General features: G+C 42.4%; 23 protein-coding genes. 18 read left to right on the top strand and 5 right to left on the bottom strand.

Annotation, left to right across the window (positions count from 1 at the left end; genetic code table 11):
- Window positions 1-15: 15 nt before the first annotated feature.
- Complete coding sequence (locus H9Q77_RS14325) at window positions 16-1,092, bottom strand: AraC family transcriptional regulator (protein WP_249325988.1); 1,077 nt, start codon at window positions 1,090-1,092, stop codon at window positions 16-18.
- A 153-nt stretch (window positions 1,093-1,245) separates the two neighbouring features.
- Here H9Q77_RS14325 and H9Q77_RS14320 point away from each other — a divergent pair, with 153 nt between their 5' ends.
- The 4 genes from H9Q77_RS14320 to H9Q77_RS14305 all read left to right on the top strand — a co-directional run bounded on the left by H9Q77_RS14320 (window position 1,246) and on the right by H9Q77_RS14305 (window position 5,333).
- Complete coding sequence (locus tag H9Q77_RS14320; RefSeq protein ID WP_118548102.1) at window positions 1,246-2,286, top strand: glycosyl hydrolase 53 family protein; 1,041 nt, start codon at window positions 1,246-1,248, stop codon at window positions 2,284-2,286.
- Between the two features lie 4 nt (window positions 2,287-2,290).
- Window positions 2,291-3,637 (top strand): ABC transporter substrate-binding protein, encoded by a 1,347-nt coding sequence (locus tag H9Q77_RS14315; protein WP_249325987.1) that lies wholly within the window; start codon window positions 2,291-2,293, stop codon window positions 3,635-3,637.
- Window positions 3,638-3,781: 144 nt separating this feature from the next.
- Complete coding sequence (locus H9Q77_RS14310) at window positions 3,782-4,519, top strand: carbohydrate ABC transporter permease (protein ID WP_330595973.1); 738 nt, start codon at window positions 3,782-3,784, stop codon at window positions 4,517-4,519.
- A complete protein-coding gene (locus tag H9Q77_RS14305; protein ID WP_249325986.1) occupies window positions 4,512-5,333 on the top strand; it encodes a carbohydrate ABC transporter permease in 822 nt (273 codons plus the stop codon). The genes H9Q77_RS14310 and H9Q77_RS14305 overlap by 8 nt, the downstream gene beginning before the upstream one ends.
- 16 nt (window positions 5,334-5,349) lie before the next feature.
- Here the strand turns inward: H9Q77_RS14305 and H9Q77_RS14300 are convergent, their stop codons facing one another.
- Window positions 5,350-5,835, bottom strand: a complete 486-nt coding sequence (locus H9Q77_RS14300) for a TspO/MBR family protein (RefSeq protein ID WP_249325985.1) — start codon at window positions 5,833-5,835, stop codon at window positions 5,350-5,352.
- Window positions 5,836-6,061: 226 nt separating this feature from the next.
- Here H9Q77_RS14300 and H9Q77_RS14295 point away from each other — a divergent pair, with 226 nt between their 5' ends.
- A complete protein-coding gene (locus H9Q77_RS14295; RefSeq protein WP_249325984.1) occupies window positions 6,062-7,414 on the top strand; it encodes an MATE family efflux transporter in 1,353 nt (450 codons plus the stop codon).
- Window positions 7,415-7,515: 101 nt separating this feature from the next.
- On the opposite strand, the gene H9Q77_RS14290 is transcribed toward H9Q77_RS14295, so the two are convergent.
- Window positions 7,516-7,881 carry a metal-dependent transcriptional regulator gene (locus H9Q77_RS14290; protein WP_118548096.1) on the bottom strand — a complete coding sequence of 122 codons (366 nt, stop codon included), beginning with the start codon at window positions 7,879-7,881 and terminating at the stop codon, window positions 7,516-7,518.
- Between the two features lie 342 nt (window positions 7,882-8,223).
- Here H9Q77_RS14290 and H9Q77_RS14285 point away from each other — a divergent pair, with 342 nt between their 5' ends.
- Together H9Q77_RS14285 and H9Q77_RS14280 are read left to right on the top strand one after the other, a co-directional pair.
- The gene (locus H9Q77_RS14285) at window positions 8,224-9,255 is read left to right on the top strand and encodes a LacI family DNA-binding transcriptional regulator (protein ID WP_118547679.1); all 1,032 of its coding nucleotides are present in this window, start codon (window positions 8,224-8,226) and stop codon (window positions 9,253-9,255) included.
- Entirely contained in the window at window positions 9,252-9,977 is a 726-nt protein-coding gene (locus H9Q77_RS14280) for a TIM-barrel domain-containing protein (RefSeq protein ID WP_249325983.1), read from the top strand. Before H9Q77_RS14285 ends, H9Q77_RS14280 begins: the two co-directional genes overlap by 4 nt.
- Before the next feature lie 15 nt (window positions 9,978-9,992).
- Here H9Q77_RS14280 and H9Q77_RS14275 read toward each other — a convergent pair whose 3' ends face one another.
- Window positions 9,993-10,664 carry an IS630 family transposase gene (locus tag H9Q77_RS14275; protein ID WP_134523031.1) on the bottom strand — a complete coding sequence of 224 codons (672 nt, stop codon included), beginning with the start codon at window positions 10,662-10,664 and terminating at the stop codon, window positions 9,993-9,995.
- On the bottom strand, window positions 10,634-11,143 hold the full coding sequence (locus H9Q77_RS14270; protein ID WP_006855777.1) for a helix-turn-helix domain-containing protein: 510 nt from the start codon (window positions 11,141-11,143) through the stop codon (window positions 10,634-10,636). The genes H9Q77_RS14275 and H9Q77_RS14270 overlap by 31 nt, the downstream gene beginning before the upstream one ends.
- A 119-nt stretch (window positions 11,144-11,262) precedes the next feature.
- Between H9Q77_RS14270 and H9Q77_RS14265 the strand changes: the two genes are divergently transcribed.
- The 11 genes from H9Q77_RS14265 (at window position 11,263) to H9Q77_RS14215 (ending at window position 22,239) form a co-directional block, all read left to right on the top strand.
- Window positions 11,263-12,453 (top strand): TIM-barrel domain-containing protein, encoded by a 1,191-nt coding sequence (locus tag H9Q77_RS14265; protein WP_249325982.1) that lies wholly within the window; start codon window positions 11,263-11,265, stop codon window positions 12,451-12,453.
- Between the two features lie 48 nt (window positions 12,454-12,501).
- Complete coding sequence (locus H9Q77_RS14260; protein ID WP_249325981.1) at window positions 12,502-13,824, top strand: ABC transporter substrate-binding protein; 1,323 nt, start codon at window positions 12,502-12,504, stop codon at window positions 13,822-13,824.
- 77 nt (window positions 13,825-13,901) lie between these two features.
- Window positions 13,902-14,807, top strand: coding sequence for a carbohydrate ABC transporter permease (locus tag H9Q77_RS14255; protein WP_118547676.1), 906 nt, complete (start codon window positions 13,902-13,904; stop codon window positions 14,805-14,807).
- A complete protein-coding gene (locus H9Q77_RS14250) occupies window positions 14,797-15,633 on the top strand; it encodes a carbohydrate ABC transporter permease (protein ID WP_118547675.1) in 837 nt (278 codons plus the stop codon). The genes H9Q77_RS14255 and H9Q77_RS14250 overlap by 11 nt, the downstream gene beginning before the upstream one ends.
- 15 nt (window positions 15,634-15,648) lie before the next feature.
- Window positions 15,649-17,640: a glycoside hydrolase family 31 protein gene (locus H9Q77_RS14245; RefSeq protein WP_249325980.1), complete on the top strand. Its 1,992-nt coding sequence runs from the start codon at window positions 15,649-15,651 to the stop codon at window positions 17,638-17,640.
- A 276-nt stretch (window positions 17,641-17,916) separates the two neighbouring features.
- Complete coding sequence (locus H9Q77_RS14240) at window positions 17,917-18,129, top strand: FeoA family protein (protein ID WP_119623355.1); 213 nt, start codon at window positions 17,917-17,919, stop codon at window positions 18,127-18,129.
- Between the two features lie 38 nt (window positions 18,130-18,167).
- The gene (locus H9Q77_RS14235) at window positions 18,168-18,389 is read left to right on the top strand and encodes a FeoA family protein (protein WP_022154451.1); all 222 of its coding nucleotides are present in this window, start codon (window positions 18,168-18,170) and stop codon (window positions 18,387-18,389) included.
- A gap of 142 nt (window positions 18,390-18,531) precedes the next feature.
- Window positions 18,532-21,027 (top strand): FeoB small GTPase domain-containing protein, encoded by a 2,496-nt coding sequence (locus tag H9Q77_RS14230; RefSeq protein ID WP_249325979.1) that lies wholly within the window; start codon window positions 18,532-18,534, stop codon window positions 21,025-21,027.
- Between the two features lie 26 nt (window positions 21,028-21,053).
- On the top strand, window positions 21,054-21,194 hold the full coding sequence (locus tag H9Q77_RS14225; RefSeq protein WP_022154449.1) for a FeoB-associated Cys-rich membrane protein: 141 nt from the start codon (window positions 21,054-21,056) through the stop codon (window positions 21,192-21,194).
- A gap of 28 nt (window positions 21,195-21,222) precedes the next feature.
- On the top strand, window positions 21,223-21,642 hold the full coding sequence (locus H9Q77_RS14220; protein ID WP_117466661.1) for a transcriptional repressor: 420 nt from the start codon (window positions 21,223-21,225) through the stop codon (window positions 21,640-21,642).
- A 237-nt stretch (window positions 21,643-21,879) separates the two neighbouring features.
- Complete coding sequence (locus tag H9Q77_RS14215; protein ID WP_249325978.1) at window positions 21,880-22,239, top strand: heavy-metal-associated domain-containing protein; 360 nt, start codon at window positions 21,880-21,882, stop codon at window positions 22,237-22,239.
- Window positions 22,240-22,285 lie beyond the last annotated feature (46 nt).

Genomic DNA, 22,285 nt, shown 5'->3' with positions numbered 1-22,285 from the left:
AGACTCCGCACAATTCTAAATTTTTTGTGCAGAGTCTTTGTTTGCCCGGAATTCTTTCGGCGTGATGCCGTATTTTTCTTTGAAAATCTTATAAAAATGGGTTTTATTCGAAAAGTGTAGTTCTTCTGCGATTTCGTTGATGGTCTTTTGGGAATAGAGTAATTCCTCTGCTGCTTTTTTCATACAGAAATTCATAGAATAGTCAAACAGGCACAGACCGGTGAATTTGCGCACAATGCGATTGATATAATCGCCGCTGTAATTCAATAGTCCGGACAACTCATCTCTGCTGATGCGTCCGTATTTTTCTTCAATAAAGTGACTGATTCGGGCAAAAACCAAGGCGTCTGCGGTTTGCTCCAAGTCCATGCGGGTACAGTGAAAATAAGTGTAATCCGATAACACGGAGATTAGCAGAGAGAATAGTCCCTTGATCTGATGCGTTGCTCCGAAGACCGGATGTAATAAGATATCCATTAGGCGGGAATTGATGTCATGAAGCAGGTTAGTACTGGTCTGATTTTTAATCGCAGGGATATAGTCAAGGTACGTTTTTCCACCGGGATGCTCCAGATCATCCATAATAAATTTGTAGAAATCACTGTTGAGAATATCCTTTTCCTGCGAAAAATCAGCCAAAGCACAGTCCTCAAATAATCCCCGAATAAATTCTGCCGAGAAGCCGATAAACAGTACGCGTGTGGAATTCGTGTAATATTCACTGTGATATAGACTGCGGTTTATAAGACAACAAGAACCGGCAGGATAATGATATTCTTTGTCTTCAATTAATTGAGTCATGGTGCCGTCCAAGACAACTACCAGTTCAAAATAATCATGAAAATGTAAGATGCGTTTGTCGTACTGAATCTTTACATCGGAAAGTTTTAAAGTATATTGATGAGAATATTTGCCTGATAATGTTGTAATATTCATCGATTGAGGAATAAGATCCGGGTTATAGGCAATGTAGGTTAACTGGAAGGGCGTCTTGATCTGATAGAGCGTACTGTTAAGCTCATTTACCTCTACATGGATCGAGTTTTTGCTGTTATTTACAAGCGAAGCAACATTTGAATAAGAAGTATTCACAGGGCTTCTCCTTTCTTCATTCCCATATATGTTATATATTATAGCAGGCTGGTCGGTCAGTGTCATTGTTTTTTTCATCGTTAAAAAGTAAGATGTTTATAACAACAAAAACTTTTCATGGATGCGCAGAAATAAAAGTGGAAGGAGGGTAACTTGAGAGAGGATATGATCTTGGGGGTAGATCTGGGATGGATATCACAACTGGAATCTATCGGTTATCAATGGGTCGATATCAATAAAAAAAATATAGATCCTATTCAGGCGGCAAAAGAAATGGGAGCAAATACAGTAAGGCTCAGAGTGTTTGTGAACCCGCCGACATACGGATTTTGGATTAAGCCGGATAGAGAGATTAAAGGTCATAGAATAGAAGGCGGACTGGTCATGCTTGGGTTTTGCGATCAGGACAGTGTGGTAAGTATGGCGGCAAGAGTAAAACAGCATGGAATGAAACTGATGGTGGATTTTCACTACAGTGACCATTTCGCGGATCCGGTATTCCAGGATATTCCCAAGGAATGGACTGAACTGGATAATACACAAATTCGCGAGAAGGTGGCAGAACATACCCACACAGTATTGTGTGCATTGAAAAAAGAGGGAATTGTGCCGGAATATGTTCAGGTAGGAAATGAGATTAATAATGGATTATTATTTCCGCTAGGCAGTATCAGAGAACACCCGCAAGAGATGGTGGAAATTTTAAATTGCGGTTATGATGCCGTGAAATCGGTATTCCCGGATACACAGGTAGTGACGCATGTATCGGCAGGACATATTTTGGAATATGTCACAGAGTTTTTTGATGTGTACTTCCGATATCAGGGGAAAACCGATATGATTGGCTTATCATACTATCCGGCATGGTTTCGGGAAAAACACAAACCGCAGGAATTCTTGAAAGTATTAAATGAGATACATCGACTTTATGGCAAAGATATTGTGCTAAGTGAGATTGGTGGTGTTGACAGTGAGGAAGAGGAAACATATCGTTTGCTTTTCGATACTTTGGAATTAACAGACAGCGTAGAAAATCATGCATTAAAAGGGATGATTTATTGGGAACCGGAAGTAAACAGAGCTGCTGTACCGGACGGGTATCCGCTGGGAGCTGCCAATCTGGTGGAAAAAAAGAAATTGCATTATACAAAAGCGTTGAGCGCCTATAAAAATTACAGACAACAGGGAGGATAAGAAAGTGAAGAAAAAATTATTGGCTTTAGTTATGACCGTTGCAATGGCGGCCGGTATATTGACCGGATGCGGAGACACGCAGGATGCGCAGACATCTGTTCCTGAAGAAAGCAAAACAACTGAGGAAACTGTTGCACAGGAGACTCCTGTACTGGAAGGAAAGCTGACTGTATGGTGTTGGGATCCGGCTTTTAATATTAATGCAGTGAATACCGCAGCAGATATTTATAAAAAAGATCATCCCAATTTTGAATTGGAAGTTGTAGAGATTTCCCAGTCAGATATCTATCAGAAGCTCGCAACAGCTACTGCGGCAGGTAATACGGAGGAAGTATTACCGGATATTATCTTGTTTGATGATGCACTGGTTGCGCAGGCAGCGTCTTCCTTTCAAGGTGTATTGATGGATCTGACAGATGTAGGAATTGATTTTTCTTCTTTTGCAGAGGCAAAGGTTGCATGCTCTTTGGTGGATGGCAGAAATTATGGAATTCCTTTTGATTCCGGAGCGGCAATTGCAGCGTATCGTACGGATATTCTTGCAGATGCGGGATATACCATTGATGATTTCACAGATATTACTTGGAGTGAATGGATTGAAAAGGCAGTTGTAGTAAAAGAAAAAACAGGAAAATCTTTATTGAATGGACTGGGAGCATACAATCAATTTTCTGTAATGTTGAAATCCTGCGGAGGCGGTTATTTTGATGAAGCAGGCAACCTGAACATTGCAAATAATGAGAAGATTCAGAAAATCAGTCAGATATATCTTGAGATGTTGGACAAGGGTGTATTCCAGGAAGAAATCGGTTGGGATACCTATATCGGAAATATCAATAACGGTAACGTGGCAGGTGCTATGAACGGTTGCTGGATTATGTCCAGTATTCAGATGGCGGAAGACCAGAGTGGATTATGGGAAATTACAAACATTCCCAGTGTGGATGGTGTGGAAGGTGCAACAAATTATTCCAGCCAGGGTGGTTCTACATGGACTATCACCTCAGCTCGCAAAAATGTGGATTTAGCAGTCGATTTCTTCAATTCCACATTTGCTGGAAGCACTGAACTGTATGATGAAATTCTTCCTACAGTAGCTATTGCTACATGGATTCCCGCAGGTAATTCTGACACTTATAAGCAGCCCGTAGCTTATTTCAGTGATCAGCCGATTTATTCCATGATTGTGGATTACACGGCTAAAGTGCCTTCCAGTGTGATTAGTGCCTATGATTCTTCTTCCAGAAATGCGGTATGTACAGCAATTACCAATGCAGCTTATTCCGGCAAAGATATTATAGAAGAGTTAAAGAAAGCAGAAGAAACAGTTTCTTTTGAAATGGAGCAGTAATCTATGAAATTTTCTGTCAGAGAAAAACAAAATATGACCGGCTGGGCGTTTCTGACGCCCGCCGTAATTCTAATATTTCTTATGAATTTCATACCGATCATCAAGGCAATTCTGATGTCTTTCCAAACAGGAAAGACAGGGAATATGAGATTTGCCGGATTTATAAATTATGCAAGGATTCTGGAAGACAGCAAATGTAAGGATGCGTTAATGGTGACATTGGAATATGTGGTTGTTACCGTGCCCCTTATTATTGTGCTGGCATTGATTCTGGCGGTTCTTTTGAATGATCCCAAGTTAAAGCTGAAAGGAATCTACAGAACATGTATTTTTGTGCCGGCAGCAGTATCTATGGTAGCATCTGCCGTGATCTTTCGATCTTTGTTTGCAACAGATGGATTTGTGAATTCTGTGTTGATTCAGTTGGGAATTTTAGAAACAGGATATAATTTTCTCGGAAGACCGGTCAGTGCAAAAATCATATTGATGATGATCCGTGTATGGAAAAATCTGGGCTATCAGATGATCTTTTATCTGGCGGCACTGCAATCAATTGACATTAGTCTGTACGAAGCAGCAAAGGTGGACGGAGCTACGGCACTACAAAGATTTTTCAAGATAACGGTACCGTTGTTAAAACCTACATTGGTGTTTACCCTGGTAATGTCTGTGAATGCTGCTATTCAGGTATATGATGAGTCTGTCAATCTTACGAATGGCGGACCCGGCAATGCAACTATGCCCATTGCGCATTATATATACAGTCTTGCGTTTGGTGGTGTTCCCAACTTCGGTTATGCATGTGCTCTTTCTGTAATCGTATTGATTGTAGTGGGATCACTGACAATGATTCAGATGAAAGCAGGTGACAGGCGTGAATAAGACAAAATATTGGATCGGAAGAGGCGTTAAGAATGCTATATTGATTCTGTTTAGTCTGTTTTGTGTATTTCCTCTGATCTGGGTGGTTATTGCTGCAACGAATTCCAGTGTGGATATTGTAAGTGGTGTGTTGACTCCGGGAAGCCATTTGCTGGAAAATTGGAAAACACTGACAGAAAATTATGATGTAGGGCGTACTTGCTTAAACAGTGTAAAATATTCTGTGGTAACTACAGTTGTGGCAATGATTGTATGTTCTATTGCAGGTTACGGATTTGAAATTTTCCATGATCGATTTAAGGACAAATTGTTCGGCCTGTTAATGTTGACCATGATGGTACCATTTGTGGCAACGATCATTCCTCTTTATCAGGCTTATGCAAGAACAGGACTGCTCAACAGTACCTTGGGCTTTATCTTGCCCTCTGTTTCCACGGTGTTTCTGATTATGCTTTTTCGACAGAACAGCAAAAATTTTCCAAAAGAGATTATTGAAGCAGCGCGAATTGATGGGGAAAACGAGACGGGAATCTTTTTCAAAATGTATGTACCTACCATGGGCGCTACCTATGCGGCAGGTGCTACCATTACGTTTATGAATGCATGGAACAATTATATGTGGGCAAGATTGATCATGTCAGATAACAGCGCACAGACATTGCCTATGATGATTTCTAATATGATCACCGGACATTATATTGATTATGGAATGCTGATGTTGGCTGTTCTGATTTCGACTTTGCCAACATTAGTAGTGTTCTTTGCATTACAGAAGAGCTTTGTACAGGGAATGACAGGGGCGGTAAAAGGGTGATTGACAACATGTATCATCACCGGTTCAGCCACCACATCCCCAGATTCAGATACCCCGCGAACGCAACCCACACCAGATAAGGCAGCATCACCCATGCGGCAGGCTTCGAGATGCGGTAAAAGGCAACGGTAGTGGCGAGGATCAGGATCCACAGAGCGACCAGCCACAAAAAGGCGAAAAGATACCATCCCAGGTTGAAGAACCAGATGGACCAGAAAAAATTAAAGATAAGCTGTACAGCATACAGGGTGAGGGCTTTCGTGTCCTCACCTTTTTGCAGGACAACGAGATAAGAGGCGATTCCCATGAGGACGAACAGGATGCTCCACACCACCGGGAAGAGCCACATGGGCGGCGTCAGTGGAGGCTGACTCACTGCTTCAAAGGCTTTCATGCCGTCTTTGGTGATCCAGGCGGATAGTCCGCCTACCGCCAGAGGGATGGCAACGGCAGTGATGAGGTTTTTCCAGTGAATATTGTGAAATTTGTCGGAGAGTTGCATGGGAGCCTCCTTTGAAAATACGATTTTGCATGTGTCAATATCCGTGTATGGTCTGATTAGTATTGTATGAAAATGAGATAAAAATTATGTGTCTGGCTATAAAATGAGGACAAAAATTTGGGACTATCGGCAAACGGAGGTTTTGGTGTATGATTAAGAGTGTAATAAAGCATTATGGCTATCAGAAACAGGAAATATTCAAGAAAAGGTAATAGGTAACATAGCTATGAGCACAGAACAAACACAGGGTTCCCTGACAAAAGAAGCGATCCGGCTGGCGTGGCCGGCGGTCTGTGAATCCTTTTTTATCGCACTGGCAGGCATGGTGGATACTTTTATGGTGAGTACGCTCGGAGCCAATGCGGTGGCAGCGGTAGGTCTGACCACACAGCCGAAATTCCTGGGGCTGGCACTGTTCATCGCAGCGAATGTAGCAATCTCCGCCCTGGTGGCGAGACGTTTTGGAGAGAAGAGGCAGCAGGCGGCCAACGAGATTCTGGTGATGACGATCTGTTTTTGCATTGTGGCAGCGGTGATCATCAGTGCTCTGACGGTGGGCTTCGCGGATCAGATCATTGAATTCTGCGGATCGAGTGAGGACACGCATGCCATGGCGGCGAGATACTACCGGATCATCATGGGTGGCATGATCTTCAACGTATTGTCCATGGGAATCAATGCGGCACAGCGCGGCGCGGGCAATACGATGATCGCTCTTAGGACGAATCTGATCTCCAATCTGGTGAATATCTGCGGCAACTACCTATTGATCAACGGACATTTCGGATTTCCGGCACTGGGGATTACCGGAGCCGCCATTGCCACGGTATTCGGTACGATAGTGGCATGCGTGATGAGCATCATCTCAATCTGCCCGAAAGACGGATTTATCAGTATTCCGTACATGATCGAGCATCACATCAGACTGCGGATGGAACCGCTGCTGGAGATCATCAAAGTCGGCTATTCCGTGTTTATTGAGCAGGTATTGATGCGTATCGGATTCATGTCGACTGCTATGATGGCTGCGAAAATGGGTACGGAAGCCATGGCGGCACATCAGGTAGGCATGAATATCCTCGGTCTGACGTTTTCATTCGGTGACGGTATGCAGGTAGCGGCGGTAGCGTTGATCGGCCGGAGTCTGGGAGAACGTGATCCGGAGAAAGCGAAAAGCTACGGAGCCATCTGTAGACGTATTGGTCTGGGAATCTCTGTTGCACTGGCGGTTATCTATTTCTTCGGTGGGGAGACCATCTACCGGATGTTCTTTAGAGAGGAAAATATTATTGCATACGGTGTGAATATTATTCATTGTATTTGTATTATTGTTCTGTTCCAGGTGTCTCAGGTCATCTACATGGGCTGCCTGCGCGGTGCGGGAGATACGGCATACACGGCAGTGGCTTCTACGATCAGCGTTACTCTGATCCGTACGGCGGCATCCTATATTTTCGGGTTTACTCTGGGACTGGGAATGACCGGTATCTGGATGGGCATTCTGGCGGATCAGGTATCCAGATTCCTGTTCGCGTCGATTCGGTTCCGACAGGGAAAATGGGTGACAATTAAGATTTAATGAGCGCAGGTAATGAGCTTATGGTAATAACAAAACTCCCGGAGCAATATTGCGTCGGGAGTTCTTGCTTTCAAATAACATGCAATGATTCACTGTGAGTTCTATTTCGTCTTCAATGTCTTTTTCATGGCGGAGAAAGTCTCTGCACTGATCACATGCTCAATCCGGCAGGCATCTTCGGCAGCCACAGTGGGATCCACACCGATGGAAGTCAGCCAGTCCGTAAGAAATGTGTGACGTTCATAGATTTTCTCTGCGATTTCCCGCCCCTTATCCAGCAGGGTGATGTAGCCTTCCTTGTCCATTTCAATATATTCCCCATTGCGGAGATTCTTCATAGCTACGCTGACGCTGGGCTTGGACACACCCAGATCGTTGGCAATATCAATGGAACGGACAACACCGTTCTTTTTCTTCAGCACTAAGATCGTTTCCAGATAATTCTCAGCAGATTCCTGTATTTTCATGTAATGACCATACCCTTCCCATACATAGCATTTTGAACCGAAATACCTGCTCTACATGTGGAAACTTAACCATCCGCAGGCATTACAATAAGAATAGCAGAAAAGGGTAGGAAATGCAAGATTTCAACTTAATGAGAAAAAATATCAATAAAGAAGAAAAAAAGTATTATGAATTACTTTGAAGAAGCAACGTTAAAAATCTATAAAAACGATACGTAATGTTTGTTTATTTTATCTAAAAAATATCATTTTAAATAAAAATAATTGACATTCAAAAATAGGAGAATATAATATAGTTAACCGGTTAACATAGCATATTAAAACTGTATGAAAAGAGAAAGTATGAAAAACAGAGTAACCATCAGGGATGTTGCAGCAGCATCAAACGTATCAGTAGCGACAGTGTCCTATGTATTAAACGGAAAGAAAAAAGTATCCGAAGAAACGAAGCAAAAGATTCTGACAGTAATCGATGAGCTAGGATTCGTGCCGGATTTGAATGCACGAGGATTAACTGTAAAAGATACTAAATTGCTGGGAGTAGTCGTTCCACAGACAGAGCCCGGCAGTAAGCTGATGTTTCATAATATTTTTTACAGTGAATTACTGGGGAGCATAGAGTACGCTGCAAGACAGAGAGGATACCATGTAATTATCTCAGCTACCGATGTAACTGAAGATTATCTTCAGCTGATCCAGGAACGAAATTTGGCTGGAGTTATTATTATTGGTACTTATCAGAATCAGTTTTTTAGTGAATTAAAAACATTGGATGTACCGGTAGTGTTAATTGATAGTTATTGTAAATATGACTATTTTCATAAACTAAGAATTGATGATGAGAATTGCTCTAATCTGGCTACAGAATTTGTGATTCGGCAGGGACATAAAAAAATTGCATTGGTGACAGGACATCTTCAGGAAGATGGTGTTATGCAGAAGCGATATAAAGGTTTCCTGAAAGCGATTGAACAAAATGGACTGGAATTTCAAAAAGAAAATCTTTATGAAGCGACGGTTGATTATGAAAGCGGAGTAAATGCTGCAAAATGGTTCGTAGATAATAAGGCAGATATTACAGCAGTGGTAGCGACAGCGGATGTCCTCGCAATTGGGCTGATGAAGGGGTTTTATGAACAGGGTGTTCAGGTGCCTGAAGATATATCCATCATCGGATTTGATGATCTGGATATTTCCAAGTATACGACGCCCGGGCTCACTACGGTAAAACAACCTATTTCAGCTAAGGGAGAAAGAGCTGTTGAAATATTGATCGAAAACATTGAAAATCCCCAGATGGAAAAAGTGGAAGAAGTATTTCCTGTAAAACTAATTGAAAGGCAAAGTGTAAGAAAAAGAACGGAGATATTATGATTTTAGAAACGATAAAAGATCAGGAATATCATAAAAAAATATTACTGGCAAATGATTCCTATGCAGAGATAGAACGCAAAGAAGGTACACAATTAATCATTAATGTGGATTATAAAGGTGTATATGGTCTGGGCGAGAAATTCGACGCAGTGAATCAGAAAGGAAAGACAGTAGAGACACAGGTTATAGAAAAATTCTGTAATCAGGGAAATATCAGTTACTGTGTGACTCCTTTTTTCGTGACAGATTCGGGACTGGGTATTTACATTGAGACAAAGAAGAAAACGACAATCACGCTTGATCATGCAATTCGATGTCAGATACCGGGCGAATCCAAAGTCTATGTATTTACGGGTACAATAGGTGAGGTTATTCGTGATTATACCGGTTTGTTTAAAAGACCGCAGATACCACCCCGTTATGCATTTGGAATATGGGCATCAGCCAATCACTGGAATTCTGAAGCAGATGTAGACAGATTGCTGGAAGAATTGGAAAAATATCATTTTCCGGCCAGTGTTATTGTATTGGAAGCATGGAGTGATGAAGCAACTTTCTATATTTGGAACGGAGCTACCTATTCACCGAAGAGGTCGGCAGAAGGTTTTTCCTATGATGATTTTGATTTTAGCAATAGTAAATACTGGAAAAACCCGAAACGCATGATCGAGAGGCTTCATGAAAAAGGGAAAAAGCTAGTGTATTGGCACATTGATTTTTAGCATTACAACAACTTCCTATTCGGAAGCTGTTGTAAACCTAGGATACAATGAACTCAACTTCACTCTTGCATCGGCAGTTCGGAACTGCCAATTAACTTTTGCTGCGACTGTATTACGCTCGACTTCCCACGCAGCTAGCTCTCCACGAAGTTTTGCAATGTTTTCAATCCTTCGTGACAAACACTGTCTGGTCATTACATTCAGTTCTATTTCTGCAATGTCAAGCCAGCTTCCATGTTTGGGTGTATAGTGAATTTCCAAACGCTTGATAATTCGTCTTGCCTCATCTGCTGGATACCTTTTATACAAGGACGCCGTTTTATGGGTGTTAAGGTTATCCATAACAAGAATTACTTTTTCTGCATCAGGATACATGACATCAACGAGATATTTTATCTCTTCTGCCCAGTCAAAGGCAGTACGTTGTTCTCGCACGCTGACATGATGAGTGCCTCCAAGCGGTTCGACAAAAGCAAATATGCTGCAGGTACCATTCCTGACATATTCCGAATCTGTTTTCTGATTGTCACCCGGACGCATGGGCAGTGGTTTCCTTGCATCGCCCAGTAACTGGTAAGGCTTTTCGTCCATGCATACAACTGGTCTTTCAGGATTGTATGGGAGTTCATATACATCAAGGACATCTTCCATACATGCTATAAATTCGGCATCATCTTTTTTGGGGATGCACCAGTAGTCGTTTTTGTGAGGTCGAAGTTTGTTTTTTTTAAGGCTCTTCGGATTGCCTCACGGCTGACCGGAGTATCAAGAACAATTTTTGATTTCTCTTCCAGCAGCCGGATGGTCCACCTTGAATGTCCTTCCGGCACCGGACCACAGGCAAGTTCAATGATACGGGCTTCAGCACGTCCATCGAGCACACGCCTTGCATTATCAGAATTAACATTACGCTTAAACTCAGTTACTGCATCAATACCACCCTCAAAATATTTTTTCACAGTATTGGTTACTGTTGCCAGACATACACCATTTGATTTTGCAGACTGCTCATGAGTCAATACTTTTCCGTGGGACTCATCCAGGTCAATAATAATCTGGCATCTGCATCGGATTGTTTTGGATGTTTTATTTTTTCGGATGACAGATTTAAATTCTTTTAATTCATCATCCGTAAGTTTGATTTTGTACTTTTTTGGTCTTGCCATAGGATATCACCGCCGTTTCTTTTATTGTACCATAAAACGGCAATAACAGCCAGAAATATTTAACTAAATATCAATATGTCAGTACACTAGTGCTTTGGCAAATTCCTGTTTTTAAAGGAATGGAACCGGGAAGAGTATCGGAACAGCTTGACATGGACAAGGAATATGCACTGGAGCATGGATTGCTTGTAATGAATAAAGCAGGAACGCCTTACGAGATACCGATGGGCAATTGGTTTGAAGGCTCTTATCTTCCGGATTTCACAAATGAAGAAACGAAGAAGTTTTGGTTTCAAAAAAGAAAATACCTGTCAGATATTGGCGTGGACGGATTCAAGACGGACGGTGGAGAGTTCATATATTCCGAAGAAGTGAATTTTTCGGATGGAACAAGCGGAGCAGAAGGTAAGAATCAGTATTGTCAGGATTATGTGAATGCATACAGTAATGAAATATCGGAAGAACAAGTACTGTTTAGCCGGGCAGGATATGCAGGAGCTTCCGGAACTCCTATTTTATGGGCAGGAGACCATCAGTCAACCAATGAGGAATTAAAGAATGTCTTGCGGGCAGCCCTTTCCGCAGCCATGAGTGGTATTCTTTTTTGGAGTTTTGATATTGGTGGATTTGCAGGACCGCTTCCGAGTATTGATTTATACAGAAGATCTACGCAGATGGCAGTATTTTCTCCCATAATGCAGTGGCATTCGGAACCGGATGGCGGTCAGTTCAGGGAATTGATGCCGGGAAGTGATGGAAATAATGAAAGAAGTCCATGGAATGTAGCCTTGGCATACGGACAGCCGGAATTTATTGAGGAGATGCGTTACTGGCATACACTTAGGGAAGAACTTATTCCCTACATTTATCAAACGGCGCAAATTGCAGTAAGAGAAAGTAAACCCATGATGCGCCCTTTAGTATATGATTTTCAGGAAGACAGCAATGTAATTAACTTAGAAGATGAATACCTGTTTGGAAATAGTATGCTGGTGGCTCCCCTTATGGAAGAAAATCAGACATCCAGAAAGGTGTATCTGCCGGAAGGACAATGGTTTGATTTCTTTACAAATAAGTGCTATGAAGGAGAAAAATGGATAGATTCAGATCCTGAGACCAAATTGCCGGTTTATGTAAAGTCCGGGACAACAATTCAAATGGAACAGGATGGGAAAAATAAGATTTTCCTCTACGGAAAGGAAGGCAAGGATTCTATTCTTTCCGATCAGATAGATATTACCTGGAAGGGAAAAAATATAACAGTAAAGGGGGAGACAGAACAAAATATCATTTTTGAGTTCATACAGTAAAATATGCGAGGTTAACCGTTTAAATTATGAAAAGGAGAGGATACATTTATGAGAAAAAAATTAATGTCACTTTTATTAACCGGAGTATTGGCAACCTCTTTACTTACAGGCTGCGGAAGTACAGATGATAATACTGCGGAAGGAACTGCAACTGCAACAGCAACAGAAAGTAAGCAGGAGACTGTTGATCTTGCCAACACCGAAGTAGCGGAAAAAACGGCAGAAATTACGTATGCTAATTTTAATGCCTCTGGTGGCAATGAAGAAACACTTCAGAAAATGTATGATGCATTCCACGAAGAATATCCCAATATAACAGTTAACATTGAAACGATTGGATATGACGACTATTTTACACAGATGCAGACAAGAGTAGCCGGTGGAACAGCCCCTGATTGCTATGAACTGAACATTGAGAATTTTGCGGCATATGCGAATAAAGGAGTTCTGGCTGAGCTTACAGGAATTGATACCAGCGGCTATAATACAACCGCATTAAACGCATTTTCCGTAGATGGTAAGCAGTATGGTGTACCCGGAAATTTCTCTAATGTAGTACTTATTTATAATAAAGATTTATTTGATAAGGCTGGAATTGCTTATCCTACAGATGATTGGACCTGGGATGATGCGATGGAAGCGTGTGAGAAGATCAGTGCATTAGGTGACGATATCTATGGCATTTATCAGCCGATCACCTTTAATGAATTCTTCAAAGTAGCTGCGCAGTATGGCGGTGGAGTTTTGAATGAGGACAAAACAGAGTTCACAATTAATTCTGAGGAAAATCTGAAAGCCGCTACAATGATGATCAGTAAAGTGACTGAGACAAATGTGCAGCCCACAGAAGCACAGATGGGAGGAATGGGTGACTGGGACCTGTTTGAAAGTGGAAGACTTGGAATGATTCCTACCGGTATCTGGGCATTTAATACATTTGCAGATGCGTGTGACTTTAACTGGGATATTTGTGTAGAGCCGGGTGGAACACAGAAAGCAACACATTTCTTCAGTAATGCGCTTGTAGTGAATGCGGATAGCGATAAAAAGGAAGCCGCTGCAACCTGGATCAACTGGCTTGCATCCAGTGATACTGCAGCACAGATGAGAATTGATGCAGGTTGGGATCTTCCTGCAATCAATAATGAGGATGTTCTTTCCGGATATTTGAAGCTGACCCCTCCCGAGAATCGTCAGGCAGTATTTGATTCCCTGAATTACCTGACAGTAGCTCCGATTATTGAAGATTATTCATTAATGTCCGATATCATTACCAATAAATTAAGCCTTGCAGCAAGTGGTGAAATCACGGTAAAGGAAGCACTGGATCAGGCCCAGGAAGAGTGTACTGCACAGATTAAGTTACAGTAGAAATCAAATTATAAATTAGGAAACTGTCGTATGGCGTAAGCCATGCGACAGTGATCCTGAAAATGACAGGAAAAAATATGAGCAAAAAAAGACAGAAAAGAGCTTTGAAAAATGCCATACCATTTATGCTTCCCAGCTTTCTTGGGATGATTGTTTTTAGCTTTTTGCCAATTATAATTTCTATAGCCATCAGTTTTACAAACTGGAATGGACTGGATAAATTATCTTACAAGACACTGGCAAGTAATTTTGTATTTTTGGATAACTATAAGCAGATACTCGGAACATCAGAATTTTGGAAGGTTTTGGGACATACCTGTTATTATATTGTACTGTATATTCCGATGGTTTTGATAATGTCCCTTCTGATTGCATCTATATTGAATAAAAACATGAAAGGAATCACCGCATTCCGGATTATGTACTATATTCCGGTATTGACATCGTGGGTAGCAGCCAGTCTGATCTGGAAATGGGTGTTAAGTCCCCAGTATGGCATATTGAACCAACTGCTGGGATATATTGGGATATCCGGTCCCGGATGGCTTACAGATAAAGTCTGGGCAATGCCGGCAATTGTTCTTGCATCTGTATGGAAAGATATGGGATTTTACGGATTATTTCTTCTGTCAGGCCTGAAAGCAATTGATACCGGGTACTATGAGGCGGCAACCGTTGACGGCGCAGGAAAAATGAAACAGTTTTTCTCAATTACTTTGCCGCTGCTTAGCCCATCGATGTTTTTCTGCATTATTATGGCTTTAATTAATGCGTTTCAGTTATTCCCACAGGTGCAGATTATGACAGAAGGTGGACCGAATGGGGCTACACAGGTTATGGTAGAGAGAATTTACACATACGGATTTAAGTATTTCAAAATGGGGTATGCATCTGCGTATTCCTGGCTGTTGTTCGTAATTATATTCATACTAACTTTAATTCAGATGAAATTACAAAATAAGTGGGTGCATTATGAATCATAGTAAATGGAATGTAAAATTAAAAATAATATGGAATTACTTTTTAGCCTGTCTGATTGCGGTTATTGTGATGATCCCGTTTTTATGGATGCTTTCAACCTCTTTGAAAAGCAAAGGTGCATTGATGCAGATTCCCATAGAATGGATTCCCCAAAATCCAACGTTGGACAGCTATCGGATGGTCTTCTCTCGATTTCCCTTTTTGAGGGCAATTTTAAATAGCTTTTTTATTACCTGTAGTTATACGGCAGTTACCATTTTGTCCGCATCAATGGCAGCATTTGCATTTACAAAGATACAATTTCCATATGGAAATACAGTATTTAAATTATACTTGGCATCTATGATGATTCCTACACAGGTCACAATGATACCGTTGTTTGTGATCATGAACAATCTCGGGTTGATCAATACATATCCAAGCGTGATTTTACCATCCTTATTCAGAGCTTTCGCTGTATTTATGCTGGTGCAGCAGATGAGAGGAATCCCCAACGACTATATAGAAGCAGCAGAACTTGATGGTGCAGGGTTATTCAGAATTTATCGGACAGTGGTATTACCGTTATCAGGTTCGGCAATAGCAACGTTGACGATCACCACGTTTATGGAGAGCTGGAATGATTATTTATGGCCGTTGCTTATGTTGAATGATAAGAATAAAATGACTTTGACATTGGCTTTAAACAGTTTAAATGGACAATATGGAACGGAATATAATATACTGATGGCAGGTAGTTTATTATCTATGATTCCTATCGTTGTTATATATGCTCTTGCGCAAAAATACTTTAAGGAAGGATTAATGGCTGGCGGAGTGAAGGGCTAGCCGGAAATAGAAAATATGGTTAAAAAATATGTATTCGGAACTCCCATAGAAACGGATGCCGTTGTCAAAGAAATAAAAGAAACCAGCTGGAAGGATGACATTTTCCAAAAAGAAGGAAATGCATTTCATTATTTGTTAAAAACGGATGAAATTGTGTATGGCCTGGGAGAAAATGTGCGAGGCATGAACAAAAGGGGATGGCGCTATGTAAGTAATTGCTCGGATAATCCTAATCATTGTGAGCATACCAATTCTCTGTATGGGGCGCATAATTTTATCATGATGGGAGACGGTGCAAATGAAACTTACGGGTTATTTGTAGATACACCGGGGACTGTGACTTTTGATGTGGGCTATACAGATATAGACCGGTTAAGCATCGCAATGGAAAATGAGAACTATAAAATATATTTGATAGAGGGACAAACTTATCAGGATGTAGTTCGAGAATTCCGTGAGATGATAGGAAGAAGCTATATTGCCCCAAAATGGGCATTCGGTTATGGACAGAGTCGCTGGAGTTATGAGACAGCGGATGAAGTGCGTGAGGTCGTAAGAGAATACAGAAAACGCGATATTCCCATAGATAGTATTTATCTGGATATCGATTATATGGAACGCTACAAGGATTTTACAATCAACAGAGACAGCTTTGCGGATTTTGAAAATCTTGTAGAGGAGATGAAGAAGGAAAATATCCATCTTGTGCCAATAATCGATGGTGGTGTAAAGAAAGAAGATGGCTATGATGTTTACGAGGAAGGAAAAGAAAACGGCTATTTTTGCAAGGATGAAAACGGAGAGGATTTTGTTATAGGTGTATGGCCCGGAAAATGCTGCTTCCCGGATATGTTAAATGATGAAGCAAGAAGATGGTTTGGAGATAAATATCGAATTCTGATAGATAAGGGAATTGATGGATTTTGGAATGACATGAATGAACCGGCTATTTTCTATTCGGAGAAGCGATTGAAAAAAGTATTTGATAAGATGGAAGAGTACAAAACTAAAAATTTGGATGTGAATACTTTTTTTGAGATGACAGATCTTATCGGTACAATATCCAATAATCCGGAGGATTACGCTTCTTTTTATCACAATTATAAAGGAAAACGCTATCGCCATGATCAGGTACATAACTTATTCGGATATTATATGACAAGATCTGCAGCGGAGGCATTTGAACGTTACCAGCCGGAGAAACGTATTTTGCTGTTTTCCAGAGCATCTTATATCGGAATGCACCGGTATGGCGGTATCTGGCAGGGAGACAATATGGCATGGTGGTCCCACCTGAGGATGAATGTGAAAATGATGCCGTCTTTAAATATGTGTGGATTTTTATACACAGGTGCGGATGTTGGTGGATTTGGTGCGGATACAACAGAGGATTTATTACTCCGATGGTTAGAATTTGCAGTATTTACACCGTTGCTTCGGAACCATTCAGCCAGAGGAACCAGAAAACAGGAAGTGTATCGCTTTTCTCACATTCCGAAGTTTTCAAGTGTCATTGGAGCCAGGTATCAACTTCTGCCATATATTTATAGTGAATATATGAAAGCAGCACTTCGTAATACGATGATGTTTAATCCACTGTCATTCATTTATGGAAAAGATAATTTAGCCAGACAGGTGGAGGATCAACTGCTGGTTGGAGAAAATATTATGATCGCACCGGTCTGTGAACAGAATGTAACGGGAAGAGTTGTATATTTCCCGGAACGAATGAAGCAACTCGTCTTCAAAGATGGAATAATAGAAGAGGGTAATATCTTTGAAAAAGGTTTTTCCTATGTAAATATGCCAATGGGAACCGTGAATGTTTTCCTGAGAGAGGGATATCTGCTACCTGTGGCAAAAGGCGGAAAATGTGTGGAAGATATTAAATTTGAAGATTTAAAGTTGTATTCCTTTGGAGAAAAGATCAAACAGTATGAGTACTATTCAGACGATGGTGAAACAACAGATTTTGATATGGAATCTCATATTCGTATCCTAAAATAGTAATGAAAAAGAGCTTTACCGCTATTCATTTGTGTGGTAAAGCTTTTTTTACGCTTATGTTTTTGAAAAAAGATAGACAGGATAGTAAAAAACGTAACTATTGAGAAAAAATATCAATAAGCAATTCCTATGAGATTTCTATGAAAAAAATCAAAAAAATATGTTGACAGTAAAAAAGGTTAGTATATACTAACCACGTGAATTGAGAATGAATCTCATTAAGAGCTAATGAGAAACCACAAGCAGTTCAATACTATTGAAGGGAAGGAAGTGTGTATGATGCCCCTGAGTATGGTAGGTACCGGTGAAGAGAACACGATCCAGAGGATCGGCGGCAAAGAGGAGACGAAGAAGTTTTTGGAGACCCTCGGATTTGTAGTAGGTGGTAAAGTGACAGTTGTGTCCCAGACCGAAGGCAACCTGATTGTGAATATCAAGGAATCAAGAGTAGCCATCGGCAAGGATATGGCCAATAAAATCATGGTGTAGCGGACAGCTGTACCAAAAGATGTTAATAGGAGGAGAAAATGAAGACATTGAAGGAAGTTCCCTGCGGACAGACCGTAAAGGTAACCAAACTGAATGGTGAAGGTCCTGTCAAGAGACGTATCATGGACATGGGCATTACCAAAGGTGTTGAGATCTATGTGAGAAAGGTTGCTCCTTTGGGAGATCCCGTGGAAGTAACTGTCAGAGGCTATGAGCTGTCTCTTCGAAAGGCAGACGCTGAGATGATTTGCGTTGAGTAAATGATCTTTTTTTTAGCAGGAAGGTTAGCTGGAACTAATTAGTGAAAGCTAATCACATGAGCAAAAAGGAAGCTCTGAAAGAGCGTTTTGCGAATGGGGTCTGAATAGTTATTAAATGATTTTAGAGGAAAGAGGTAGAAAAATGGCAATTAAGATTGCACTTGCAGGTAACCCTAACTGCGGTAAAACGACACTTTTCAATGCTCTGACCGGTTCCAATCAGTTCGTAGGTAACTGGCCCGGCGTAACCGTTGAGAAAAAGGAAGGTAAATTAAAGAAACAGTACGGCGGTAACGGTGATGACGTGATCATCATGGATTTACCCGGTATTTATTCCTTGTCTCCGTATACGCTGGAGGAAGTGGTAGCACGTAACTACCTGATCGGTGAGAGACCCGATGCGATCCTGAACCTGGTAGACGGTACCAACATTGAGAGAAACTTATATCTGAGCACACAGCTGATGGAACTGGGTATCCCCGTTGTCATGGCTGTCAACATGATCGATATCGTGAACAAGAACGGCGACAAGATCAACGTAGCAAAGCTTGCTGAGAAGCTGGGCTGCCCCGTTGTAGAGATCTCCGCTCTGAAACTGACCGGTATCGAGAACGCTACCAAAAAGGCGATCGAACTGGCACAGAAGAAGAGTGCAGCAGTTGCGGTACATAAATTCGCACCTGAGGTTGAGAGCGTGATCGAGACCGTAGAGAAGAAGCTGACTGATGTTCCCGAGGAACAGAAGAGATTCTTCGCTATCAAGCTGTTAGAGAAGGATGACAAGATCCAGGCACAGATGAAGAGTGTTCCCGATGTATCTGCAGAGATCAAGCAGTTGGAAACGGCTATGGATGATGACACAGAGAGTATCATCACCAACGAGAGATACACATACATTTCCTCTATCATCAAAGAATGCTACACCAAGAAGGAAGGCCAGAAGTTAACGACTTCCGATAAGATTGATAAGATCGTGACCAACAGATGGCTGGCACTGCCGATCTTTGCAGTTGTTATGTTCATCGTATATTATGTATCTGTTACCACCGTTGGTACCTGGGCTACCGACTGGGCAAACGATGGCGTATTCGGTGATGGCTGGCATCTGTTCACCATCGGAACCGGTGCTTATGAAGAAGCAGCCGAGCCTTATGATGATGCAATGAATGTGATCAACGCATTCGTAGAAGCTGACGGTGATGAAGCTCTGGCAGCAGTCATCGACAGCGAGTCTGAAGACTACGATCCCGCAGCAGCAGTAGCAGCTGTTCAGGAGTTCGCAGCAGGTATTGATGCATCCGCTACCGCAGATTACACCCTGGAAGATGAAGAGACTCTGGCAACAGAGGATGTTACTTACACCGGTGCTGAGCTGGCAGAGGCAGTTGATGTATACGCAGCAGACGGCGCAGAAGCTCCCGATCCCGCAGACTACGGTATCTGGGTACCCGGCGTACCTGCACTGTTAGAGAGCGGTCTGGATGCGATCGGATGTGCCGACTGGCTGAAGGGTCTGATCCTTGACGGTATTGTAGCCGGTGTCGGTGCAGTGCTTGGTTTCGTACCCCAGATGCTGGTACTGTTCATCTTCCTGGCATTCCTGGAGTCCTGTGGTTACATGGCACGTATCGCCTTCATCATGGACCGTATCTTCCGTAAGTTCGGTCTGTCCGGTAAATCCTTCATTCCTATGCTGATCGGTTCCGGATGTGGTGTTCCCGGTATCATGGCTTCCCGTACCATCGAGAACGACAGAGACCGTAAGATGACGATTATGACTACCACATTTATCCCTTGTGGTGCTAAGCTTCCTTTCATCGCCATGGTAGCAGGTGCTATCTTCGGCGGCGCAGCATGGGTCGCTCCTTCCGCATACTTCCTGGGAATCGCAGCAATCATCTGCTCCGGTATTATCCTGAAGAAGACCAAGATCTTCGAGGGCGATCCCGCTCCTTTCGTTATGGAGCTTCCCGCTTACCACTGGCCTACCGTAGGTACGGTACTGCGCAGCATGTGGGAGCGTGGCTGGTCCTTCATCAAGAAGGCAGGTACCATCATCCTTCTGTCCACCATCGTTGTATGGTTTACCACTTATTTCGGATTCACCGAGGACGGCTTCCGTATGCTGGCTGAGGATGAGATCGATATGAGTATCCTGGGCAAGATCGGTCAGTGCCTGGCATGGATCTTCATCCCTCAGGGCTTCGGTAACTGGCAGGCAACTGTTGCATCCATCACCGGTCTGGTAGCAAAGGAGAACATCGTAGGTACGATGGGTATCCTCTACAGCGCAGGTGAAGGTTCCGTATATGCTAACATGGCAGCTCACTTCACCGCAGCAAGCGGTTATGCATTCCTGGCATTCAATCTGCTGTGTGCACCTTGCTTCGCAGCAATGGGTGCGATCAAGCGTGAGATGAACAACACCAGATGGTTCTGGATCGCAGTTGGTTATCAGTGTGGTCTGGCCTACGTGGTATCCCTGTGTGTATATCAGATCGGTACGCTGATCACCACCGGTGCTTTCGGTATCGGCACTGTAGTAGCATTCCTTCTGATCATCGGCTTCATTTATCTGCTCTTCCGTCCTTACAAGGAGAGTACCACTCTGAAGGTTGACAGCAGGAAGGTTGCATAAGTAAAATAAGAGTAAGGAGGCAGTCTATGGGAACCGTAGTTGTATTGGCGATACTGGCTGGTGTAGTCGCATTGATTGTCCGCAAAATGATCAAAGACAAAAAGAATGGAAAATCCATTCAGTGCGGTGGCGATTGCAGCCACTGCGGAGGTCATTGTGGACACTAAGGAACAGGTAAGCTATCAGACCACGAAAATGCAGAGAGAGATCATATTGACCAAGCTGAAAGAAAAAGGCTGCCGCATTACAAAACAGCGTCTTCGGCTGATTGATATTATCCTCCAGAACGAATGCTCCAGCTGTAAGGAGATCTTCTACCGGGCATTGGAAGAGGATGACAAGCTGGGAGTCGCAACCGTATACCGCATGGTCAACCTGTTAGAAGAGATCGGTGCTATCAGCCGTAAGAACATGTACAAGGTAGCTTACTCTGAAAATTGCATGATGGAAAATGCCTGTACCATTGAGCTGGATGATGGTTCGATACATCATCTCTCTGCAAAAAAATGGAATTCCGTGATCCGGGCGGGACTCAAGTCGTGCGGATACCTCGTAGACCAGAGGGTGAGTAACGTGACGATCAGACCGTGCGAGTGTGCGGAACAGGTATGCTAGAAATTAGAAATATGTTGGGAATTAGAAATAAGTAAAAAACCGGTGTGGGGGCAGGAAATCTGGATGGACAGAGCTGTTTCCTGCACCGGTTTTATTTATATGGGTGGCAGGATAATACGAATCTGCATGAAATTTTGACAGATATTGCAGCAAAAAGGAAGCCTCGTAGAGGCGATTTTGAAAATGGAGTTCTGAATAGTTATTTTTTGAAAGAAAACAACAAGGAGAGCGAAACATATGGGAACTTATATGATATGTGGAATATTGATCATAGTGATCGTGACAGCATTACTGGGATCCAGAAAGCATTTCAAAGGTGAAGGCGGATGCTGCGGCGGAGGAGGCGATGTGAAGATCAAGCCGAAACACTTAGACACTATCGTTGCGACCAAAAAGCTTCAGATCGAAGGAATGTCCTGCGCAAACTGCCAGAACCGCATTGAGAATGCCCTCAACGGCATGGCCCAGGTCAATGCCAAGGCAAGCTTCAAGAAGGGCGAAGCGATCGTAAAACTCGGCGCGGACATCCCCGAAGAGGAACTGCGCGAGGCTGTGGAGAAGCTGGGATATAAAGTTACTTCTATTGAAATGGTGTAAATTGAGAGTTAGTTAAATACCACCCGGATGACTTTGTTGTCTTCCT

This window comes from Simiaoa sunii, assembly GCF_014337175.1.
GTDB classification, from domain to species: domain Bacteria; phylum Bacillota; class Clostridia; order Lachnospirales; family Lachnospiraceae; genus Acetatifactor; species Acetatifactor intestinalis.
This window is presented reverse-complemented; position numbering and strand designations above follow the sequence as displayed.

Coding starts and splice junctions, on each gene's coding strand:
- H9Q77_RS14215 (WP_249325978.1), top strand. CDS start 21,880: ATGGGAACTTATATGATATGTGGAATATTGATCATAGTGATCGTGACA.
- H9Q77_RS14240 (WP_119623355.1), top strand. CDS start 17,917: ATGATGCCCCTGAGTATGGTAGGTACCGGTGAAGAGAACACGATCCAG.
- H9Q77_RS14270 (WP_006855777.1), bottom strand. CDS start 11,143: ATGGCAAGACCAAAAAAGTACAAAATCAAACTTACGGATGATGAATTA.
- H9Q77_RS14225 (WP_022154449.1), top strand. CDS start 21,054: ATGGGAACCGTAGTTGTATTGGCGATACTGGCTGGTGTAGTCGCATTG.
- H9Q77_RS14260 (WP_249325981.1), top strand. CDS start 12,502: ATGAGAAAAAAATTAATGTCACTTTTATTAACCGGAGTATTGGCAACC.
- H9Q77_RS14290 (WP_118548096.1), bottom strand. CDS start 7,881: ATGAAAATACAGGAATCTGCTGAGAATTATCTGGAAACGATCTTAGTG.
- H9Q77_RS14310 (WP_330595973.1), top strand. CDS start 3,782: ATGAGATTTGCCGGATTTATAAATTATGCAAGGATTCTGGAAGACAGC.
- H9Q77_RS14295 (WP_249325984.1), top strand. CDS start 6,062: ATGAGCACAGAACAAACACAGGGTTCCCTGACAAAAGAAGCGATCCGG.
- H9Q77_RS14245 (WP_249325980.1), top strand. CDS start 15,649: ATGGTTAAAAAATATGTATTCGGAACTCCCATAGAAACGGATGCCGTT.
- H9Q77_RS14300 (WP_249325985.1), bottom strand. CDS start 5,835: ATGCAACTCTCCGACAAATTTCACAATATTCACTGGAAAAACCTCATC.
- H9Q77_RS14250 (WP_118547675.1), top strand. CDS start 14,797: ATGAATCATAGTAAATGGAATGTAAAATTAAAAATAATATGGAATTAC.
- H9Q77_RS14280 (WP_249325983.1), top strand. CDS start 9,252: ATGATTTTAGAAACGATAAAAGATCAGGAATATCATAAAAAAATATTA.
- H9Q77_RS14285 (WP_118547679.1), top strand. CDS start 8,224: ATGAAAAACAGAGTAACCATCAGGGATGTTGCAGCAGCATCAAACGTA.
- H9Q77_RS14255 (WP_118547676.1), top strand. CDS start 13,902: ATGAGCAAAAAAAGACAGAAAAGAGCTTTGAAAAATGCCATACCATTT.
- H9Q77_RS14230 (WP_249325979.1), top strand. CDS start 18,532: ATGGCAATTAAGATTGCACTTGCAGGTAACCCTAACTGCGGTAAAACG.
- H9Q77_RS14265 (WP_249325982.1), top strand. CDS start 11,263: ATGGAACCGGGAAGAGTATCGGAACAGCTTGACATGGACAAGGAATAT.
- H9Q77_RS14235 (WP_022154451.1), top strand. CDS start 18,168: ATGAAGACATTGAAGGAAGTTCCCTGCGGACAGACCGTAAAGGTAACC.
- H9Q77_RS14220 (WP_117466661.1), top strand. CDS start 21,223: ATGCAGAGAGAGATCATATTGACCAAGCTGAAAGAAAAAGGCTGCCGC.